Source organism: Bacillus cereus group sp. Bc010 (assembly GCF_027716745.1).
Lineage (GTDB): Bacteria > Bacillota > Bacilli > Bacillales > Bacillaceae_G > Bacillus_A > Bacillus_A pacificus.
The window spans coordinates 37,938-47,053 of sequence record NZ_JAQFUY010000033.1 but is presented as its reverse complement, the minus strand read 5'-3'; the positions used below and the strand labels follow the sequence as shown (position 1 = coordinate 47,053).

Here is a 9,116-nt window from a genome sequence, read left to right as displayed (position 1 = left end):
AGGATCAAACTCTCCAATAAAGTTAGTTTGTCTAGCATCTAAAATAAAAATTGACGTTTCACGTTGTTTGTTTCGTTTAGTTTTCAAAGTTCAATATCGCGTTTCAGTGACTTTTATAATATATCATAGTATATTATTTTCGTCAACAAGTTTTTTCGATAACTTGTATCTCTCATTTGCTGACTCTGCCTATTATATAGACTTTCTCTTCCCTATGCAAGTATTATTATAAAAAAATAAAGAAGGGAGATATCTCCCCTCTTATTCTTCTGAAGAAACCTCTTCGCTCGTTTCTTCCTCATCATCTTTTTGTGCTTTTGCTACTGTCGCTACCTCTTGCTCATCCTCTAATCGAATTAGACGAACACCTTGTGTATTACGTCCCATTTGAGAGATTTGATCAACTGGCATACGAATAATAACACCTGCTGCTGTAATTAACATGATATCTTCTTCACCTGTTACAGATTTAACAGCTACTAATTTACCGTTTTTATCTGTAATATTACAAGTCTTCAGACCTTTACCACCACGGCTTTGTAGACGGTATTCATCAATCGGCGTACGTTTTCCATAACCATTTTTCGTTACAATTAAAACATTTACATCCTCTTCGACAATTTCCATACCTACAACTTGATCTTCTTCACCTAATGTAATTGCTTTTACACCAGCCGCATTACGTCCCATAGAACGCACATCTTGCTCGTTAAAACGAATTAACATACCATTGCTTGTTCCTACAATAATATCCTTATCACCAGATGTTAAACGTACAGATATTACTTCATCCTCTTCACGGAGAGAGATTGCAATTAAGCCATTCGTACGGATATTTGCAAATGATGAAAGTGGTGTTCTCTTAGAGATACCTTGTTTTGTTGTGAAGAATAAGAATTCATCGTCACCAAATTCACGAATTGGAATAATGGCGTTAATCCATTCACCCTTATCTACACCTAATAGGTTAATAATAGGTATACCTTTCGCTGTACGACTATACTCTGGGATTTCATATCCTTTCGTACGGTATACTTTCCCCTTATTAGTGAAGAATAGAATATGATCATGCGTAGAAGTAGTTAATAAATGCTCTACGAAATCATCATCATTTGTCCCCATTCCTTGCACACCACGTCCACCACGGTTCTGTGTTTTATACGTGGAAGCTGGTAACCTCTTAATATAACCATTATGAGTTAACGTAATGGCGATATTTTGTTCTGGAATCAAGTCTTCATCTTCAATAGACTCCATACCACCAATTGTAATTTCTGTGCGTCTCTTATCATTGAAGCGCTCTTTTACTTCCGTTAATTCTTCACGAATAATCTCAAGAACCTTTTCTTCATCTGCTAAGATTGCTTTTAATTCAGCGATTAACTTCATTAAGTCCTGATATTCTTGTTCAATCTTTTCGCGTTCTAAACCTGTTAAACGTTGCAAACGCATATCTAAAATAGCTTGCGCTTGTTTTTCACTTAAGCCGAAACGTTCCATTAAACCTTGCTTTGCAATTTCCGCTGTTTTCGAACTACGAATTAATGTAATAACTTCATCCAGATGGTCTAAGGCAATTCGTAATCCTTCTAAAATATGAGCACGCGCTTCTGCTTTTTCTAGTTCATAAGCTGTACGTCTACGAATTACTACCTTTTGATGTTCCAAGTAATGATATAAATTTTGTTTTAAGTTCAGTACTTGCGGCTCTCCATTTACAAGAGACAGCATGTTAATACCGAAACTTGTTTGAAGTGCTGTATGTTTATATAGGTTATTTAATAATACATTAGCATTGGCATCACGACGTACTTCCATAACAATACGCATACCATTTCGATCTGATTCATCACGTAAATCTGTAATACCTTCAATTTTCTTATCGCGAACTAATTCTGCAATTTTTTCAATTAATCGCGCCTTATTTACTTGATAAGGTAGTTCCGTTACGATAATAGATTGTTTGCCATTTGACTTCTCTTCAATTTCAACTTTAGCACGAAGTATAATAGAACCGCGTCCTGTTTCATAAGCTCTACGAATACCACTTCTTCCTAAAATTAAACCTGCCGTTGGGAAATCTGGTCCTGGAATGCACTCCATTAATTCTGCAATAGTAATATCGGGATTATGACTTAATGCCAATACGCCATCAATTACTTCGCCAAGTTGATGCGGCGGAATATTCGTTGCCATACCTACTGCAATACCTGTCGTACCATTTACTAGTAAGTTAGGAAAACGCGCTGGTAATACAATCGGCTCTCTTTCAGAACCATCGTAGTTATCTTGATAATCAATCGTATTTTTTGAAATATCTCGTATTAATTCCATAGAGATTTTAGACATTCTTGCTTCTGTATAACGCATTGCTGCCGCTGAATCACCATCGACAGATCCAAAGTTACCATGCCCATCAACAAGCATATAACGTTGACTGAAATCTTGCGCCATACGTACCATTGTTTCATAAACAGCTGAATCACCATGAGGGTGATACTTACCGATTACTTCACCAACAATACGTGCTGATTTCTTATACGCTTTATCAGCCGTAATTCCTAAATCATTCATCGCATATAAAACCCTACGATGCACAGGTTTTAATCCATCACGAACATCTGGTAATGCACGAGATACGATAACACTCATTGCGTAATCTAAAAATGAGGTACGCATTTCATGACTAATATTAATTTCTCGAATTCGTGCTTGTTGTTGATTGTCTGACATCAACGAGCACCTCCTCTTACATTTCCGTTACACATACATTGATTTATATGTAGAAGACAGGAATACTCAGATTCCTGTCATTACTCATTTAAATATCAAGGTTTTTCACGTATTTTGCATTTTCTTGGATAAAGTTACGACGTGGCTCTACTTTATCCCCCATTAAAATTTCAAATGTTTCATCTGCTTCAATTGCATCTTGAAGGGAAACTTGAAGTAATGAACGCACTTCTGGGTCCATTGTCGTTTCCCAAAGCTGGGTTGGGTTCATTTCTCCTAAACCTTTGTAACGTTGGATACCAGGTTTAGGTTGAGCTGGTAATTCAGCTAAAATCTTTTCAAGCTCTTTTTCATTATAAGCATATTGAATTTTTTTACCTTGTTGTATTTTAAACAACGGTGGCTGTGCAATATAGATATAACCATGTTCAATAATTTGACGCATATAACGATAGAAGAACGTTAATAATAGGGTACGAATATGCGCACCATCTACGTCGGCATCCGTCATAATAATAACTTTATGATAACGAGCTTTCTCGATATCAAAATCGCCGCCAATGTTCGTACCAATTGCAGTAATAATTGTACGCACTTCATCGTTAGATAAAATTTTATCCAATCTTGCTTTTTCAACGTTAATAATTTTACCTTTTAGCGGTAAAATTGCTTGGAAGTGACGATCACGCCCTTGTTTTGCTGATCCACCGGCAGAGTCACCCTCTACAATGTAAATTTCACTAATTGCTGGATCTTTCGAAGAGCAATCTGCTAATTTACCAGGTAAACTTGAAACTTCTAATGCGCTCTTTCGGCGTGTCAATTCACGCGCTTTTTTCGCTGCAACACGTGCACGTGCTGCCATCGTACCTTTTTCTACGATTTTTCGTGCAACATTCGGGTTTTCTAGTAAGAACTTTTCAAATGCCTCTGAAAACACAGACTCTGTAATCGTTCTTGCTTCACTATTCCCAAGTTTCGTCTTCGTTTGTCCTTCAAATTGTGGGTTTGGATGTTTAATTGATACAATTGCAGTTAAACCTTCACGAACATCCTCACCCGTTAAGTTACTGTCTGCATCTTTTAAAATACTATTTTTACGTCCATAATCGTTAATCACACGAGTTAAAGCTGTTTTAAACCCTACTTCATGTGTTCCACCTTCATACGTATGAATGTTATTCGTAAATGAGTAAATATTATTTGTATATCCTTCGTTATACTGTAAGGAAACCTCAACTTGAATACCATCTTTTGATCCTTCTACATATACAGGTTCTTCATGGATTGGTTGTTTTGAGCGATTTAAATGCTCGACGTATGATTTAATTCCACCTTCATAATGGAATTCTTTCTTTTGCTTATGTTCACGTTTATCTTCAATTGTTAATTTAATATTACGATTTAAAAATGCTAATTCACGCATACGAGTTGCGAGCGTATCAAATTCGTATACTGTTGTTTCCTGAAAAATTTCTGGATCTGGTTTAAATCGAGTTATCGTTCCTGTTTGATCTGTGTCACCAATGACTTTTAAATCCGCAACCGGAATACCTCTTTCGTATTTTTGATAATGGATTTTACCTTCACGATGTACAAATACCTCTAGTTCTGTTGATAGGGCATTTACTACAGATGCCCCAACACCATGCAAACCACCAGAAACTTTATAACCGCCGCCGCCAAACTTACCACCAGCATGAAGAACGGTCATAATAACTTCTACAGCAGGACGTCCCATTTTTTCTTGTATACCAACTGGAATACCACGTCCATTATCCGTTACACGAATACTATTATCTTCTTCGATACTAACGTTAATTTCATCACAGTACCCTGCAAGTGCCTCATCAATACTATTATCGACGATTTCCCATACAAGATGGTGAAGTCCTTTTCCGCTTGTAGATCCAATATACATACCAGGGCGTTTTCGAACTGCTTCTAGTCCTTCAAGTACCTGTATTTGACTTTCATCATATGAATTTTCTTGCATTTGCTTTTGTTCCATTGACACAAAGATCACCTACTTTTCCATTTAAACAGGGATTACGCCCTATCTATTTCACAATCTACCGTGCCGTTCGTTACATGAATTGTTTTCGCTTCTTTTAATGTTTCGTGTTCAATTCCGTCGACACTCGTCGTTGTCACAAATGTTTGCACTTTTCCTTGAATTGTATTTAACAGATGCGATTGACGATAATCATCTAATTCTGATAATACATCATCTAATAGAAGAATCGGATATTCTTTAACTTCTGAGTAAATCAATTCAATTTCAGCTAATTTTAGGGACAGTGCGGTCGTTCGTTGTTGTCCTTGCGAACCAAAGACTTGAACATTTTTACTATTAACGAAGAATTGTAAATCATCACGATGAGGACCAATTAAAGTCGTACCACGGAAAATTTCACGTTGTTTCACGGATTGAAAACTTTCATAGTATACTTCTTTTATTTTCGACAAATCCATTGATTCTGATACATCTACACTCGGTTTATAGACAATTTCTAATTCTTCTAACCCACGGCTTATACCACGATGAATTGGAGCTGCCCATTCTTGTAGTAAATGCAAAAATTCAAAGCGTTTTTGCAAAATTTTTGTACCATGCTCAATAAGTTGAAGTGTAAATACATCCAACATCGTTTCCTCATTCTTACTATTCCCTTGCATCTTTTTTAGCAAGTGATTTCGTTGTGTGAGCACCTTTTGATATTGACTCAGTTCATACAAATAGACCGGAGCTATTTGGCCTAATTCCATATCTAAAAAGCGTCTTCTTACTTGAGGGCTTCCTTTTACAAGATTTAAATCTTCTGGGGCAAACATGACAACATTCATCACGCCAATATATTGACTCAATTTTTGTTGTTCAAGTTGATTTAATTTTGCCTTTTTACCTTTTTTCGAGATATTTAATTCCAAAGACAAAGAACTATTTCTCTTTTGTAGCTTTCCTTTAATTTGACCGAAATCTTCATCCCAACGGATAAGCTCGCGATCATTAGAGGTTCTATGAGATTTCGCCATCGCTAAAACATAAATAGCTTCCATCAAATTCGTTTTCCCTTGCGCATTCTCGCCGATAATTACATTTACCTTATCTTCAAAGGAAAGCTCTAACTTTTCATAATTGCGATAGTTTTTTAATTGTATTTCTGAAATAAACAAAGGGCTCCCCCTTTATGACTGAACTTGGAAACTTCCGCTTCCTGGAATTTCAATAATATCGTTCGCATATAGTTTGCGACCTCTTCTATTTTCAAGTTCTTGATTCACGTACACTTCATATTCTTGTAAAAACCATTTTACAGCGCCACCTGTATCAATTACATCGGCTAACTTTAAAAATTGCCCTAGTGTAATATACTCTGTTGAAATTTTAATACGTTTCATAAAATCGCTCACTTTCTGAAAGTGTTCATTCTTTCATTGTACTAAATAAACTAGCATTAGGAAAGTAATACCCAAAAATCAAATAAGGGCTACTAGCATCTGAAAACTAGCAACCCTTATTTCTTACTTAGTAAGTACGAACCGGTAAAATTAATTGAATAATGGATTCATCATTTACTGTACGAATTAAGAATGGTCTCATTGCTCCAGTAAAGCTAATCTTAATTTCAGTACTATCTAATGCTTTTAGTGCATCCATCATATATTTTGCACTAAAAGATATTTTTAACCCTTCCCCATCTACTTTTTCACATTGAACTTCTTCTACTACTTTTCCGATTTCTGGTGAATTCGAGGAAATTTCTAGCATTGCCTGCTCTAAAGTTGATAATTTTACAACATTATTACGACCATCTCTTGCTAAAAGAGATGCACGATCAATTGCTTGTAAAAATTCTTTTGTATTTACAAAAATATCTGTTTTGCTCTCCGCTGGAATTAAGCGAGTTGTATCAGGGTAATTTCCTTCTAACAATCTTGAGAAGAATAATAAATGTTTTGTACGGAATAATACTTGATACTCCGTAATAACGATATCTACCATTTCTTCAGACTCATCTAGAATTTTACTTAATTCATTTAAACTTTTTCCTGGAATAACAACATTTGCTTGGAACTCATCTGCAATGCCTTCGATTTTTGCTTTTCGAAGAGCTAGTCTGTGACTATCTGTAGCAATGCCAGTTAGTTCGCTGTTATATACCTTCCAGTTTACACCTGTCAAGATTGGTCTTGTTTCAGAAGTGGAAACTGCAAATACAGTTTGTCTAATCATATGTTTAAGTAAATCCGTTGGAATCTTAAAAACATGATGTTCTTCAATTTGTGGTAACAATGGATATTCTGCAGAATCTAAACCATTTAAATTAAACTCTGATTTTCCAGAAGTTATTTTTGTCATCAAATGATTTTCCACAGAAATTTCTACAGTTTCTTTAGGTAATTTCTTTACAATTTCACTAAAATATTTAGCCTGTAAAACAATACTTCCTGATTGTTTCACTTCTACGATTTCTTTTCCATTCTCTTCAACTGGAATGAAAGATTCAATTGAAATATCAGCATCGCTTCCTGTTAATGTAACTCCTTCTTCCGTAGCGACAACTTTAATCCCCGTAAGGATCGGAATTGTTGTACGAGAAGAAACAGCCTTCATTACATCTTGTACACTTCTTACAAGATAGTCTTTTTGTATTGTAAAACGCATAAAGAAAAACCTCCGGTAAGTATAAGATTTTATTTAATTAATAAAGATAAAAAAATAGTAGTAATAGTAATAGGGCTTGTGGATATGTGGATAACCCCGTTGAAGGATGTAAAAACAGTCTATCTACATGTGGATAGACTGTGCGTAAAACAAGGAAAGTTATTCACACTATTCAGCTACTACTTTAAAATATCGTTAATTTCTTCAACTTGCTTTTGTAATTGCGTATCCGTCTTAAGTAGCTTAGAAATTTTTTCATGAGCATGGATAACTGTTGTATGATCACGTCCACCGAATTCCTCACCTATTTTAGGTAAGGAGGAGTCTGTCAGTTCACGTGATAAATACATTGCAATTTGGCGAGGAAAGGCAACTGATTTCGTTCGCTTTTTCGCCTTGAAATCTTCCAATTTTACTTGATAAACATCTCCGACAGCTTTTTGAATATCATAAATGGAGATAATTTTTGGTTTAGAATTTGGAATAATATCTTTAAGTGCTTCGGCAGCTAAATCAGCATTAATATCTTTGTTAATTAAAGATGAATAAGCTACAACTCGGATGAGTGCACCTTCTAGTTCACGAATATTTGAATCGATTTGATTTGCAATATAAAGCATGACCTCATTTGGTATATCAAGTCCTTCAGCCTTTGCCTTTTTGCGCAAAATTGCAATCCGCGTTTCTAAATCTGGTGGCGTAATATCCGTAATGAGTCCCCATTCAAAGCGAGAACGAAGACGATCTTCTAAAGTTGGAATTTCTTTTGGTGGCCGATCACTGGAAATTACAATTTGTTTACTTTCTTCGTGTAATGCATTGAATGTATGGAAAAACTCTTCTTGAGTTTGTTCTTTTCCCGCTAAAAATTGAATATCATCTATCAATAAAACATCTACATTGCGGTATTTATTACGAAAATCGACAGCTTTATTATCACGAATAGAATTAATGAATTCATTTGTAAATTTTTCTGATGATAAATATACAACCTTGGCATTTGGGTTATGTTCAATTACATAATGACCAATTGCATGCATTAAATGGGTCTTTCCAAGTCCAACTCCCCCATAAATAAAGAGGGGATTATATGCTTTAGCTGGCGCTTCGGCTACGGCCAATGAAGCAGCGTGAGCAAAACGGTTACCAGAGCCAATAACAAACGTATCAAACGTATATTTTGGATTTAGCATACTCTGTGGTAAATGATTAGAATCATCTTGTGCTGAATTCGGTTTAGAAGGAGGAAGATCAATCTCCTCTTCAGCTTGACTTTGGGGAATAATAAAGCGAATAGCTAATTTTGCCCCTGTTAAATCATAAAGTGTTTCTGAAATTAGCTCTGAATAATGAGATTCTAGCCAATCGCGGGCGAATTCATTTGGAGCCGTAATTGTTAATACATCTTTCTTTAAATTATGTGCGGTCGTTGATTTTAACCATGTTTCATAACTTGGTTTACTGACCTTTTTTTCTAGTTCTTTTAAGGCGCTGTTCCATAAATCAGAGATGTTTTCCAAAGGTGTCCCTCCTTTACTAAGATGGTAAAAGAATAAGGTTGCGCAACAAATGTACAACCTAAATAAATATAAAATGTATATTTATACGAAACGTATTTTAAAACCTAAAAACGTCGTTTGTATATGAGATAGGGTTTTCGACAAAAAAAGCGAATGTGGATAATCATTTACCCACATGTGATTAAAACTGTCCA

General features: G+C 35.4%; 6 protein-coding genes. All 6 read right to left on the bottom strand.

The features are described 5' to 3' along the window. Positions 1-261 precede the first annotated feature (261 nt). The gene (gene gyrA / locus PDQ68_RS23995; RefSeq protein ID WP_001282851.1) at positions 262-2,733 is read right to left on the bottom strand and encodes a DNA gyrase subunit A; all 2,472 of its coding nucleotides are present in this window, start codon (positions 2,731-2,733) and stop codon (positions 262-264) included. Positions 2,734-2,821: 88 nt separating this feature from the next. Continuing rightward, complete coding sequence (gene gyrB, locus PDQ68_RS23990; protein WP_000435991.1) at positions 2,822-4,744, bottom strand: DNA topoisomerase (ATP-hydrolyzing) subunit B; 1,923 nt, start codon at positions 4,742-4,744, stop codon at positions 2,822-2,824. A gap of 38 nt (positions 4,745-4,782) precedes the next feature. Beyond that, complete coding sequence (recF, locus tag PDQ68_RS23985; RefSeq protein WP_000470750.1) at positions 4,783-5,910, bottom strand: DNA replication/repair protein RecF; 1,128 nt, start codon at positions 5,908-5,910, stop codon at positions 4,783-4,785. Positions 5,911-5,922: 12 nt separating this feature from the next. Further along, entirely contained in the window at positions 5,923-6,135 is a 213-nt protein-coding gene (gene yaaA, locus PDQ68_RS23980; protein WP_000821367.1) for a S4 domain-containing protein YaaA, read from the bottom strand. Positions 6,136-6,262: 127 nt separating this feature from the next. Beyond that, positions 6,263-7,402 carry a DNA polymerase III subunit beta gene (dnaN, locus tag PDQ68_RS23975; protein WP_061183115.1) on the bottom strand — a complete coding sequence of 380 codons (1,140 nt, stop codon included), beginning with the start codon at positions 7,400-7,402 and terminating at the stop codon, positions 6,263-6,265. A gap of 179 nt (positions 7,403-7,581) precedes the next feature. Beyond that, positions 7,582-8,922 (bottom strand): chromosomal replication initiator protein DnaA, encoded by a 1,341-nt coding sequence (gene dnaA / locus PDQ68_RS23970; protein WP_000428025.1) that lies wholly within the window; start codon positions 8,920-8,922, stop codon positions 7,582-7,584. Between the last annotated feature and the right edge of the window lie 194 nt (positions 8,923-9,116).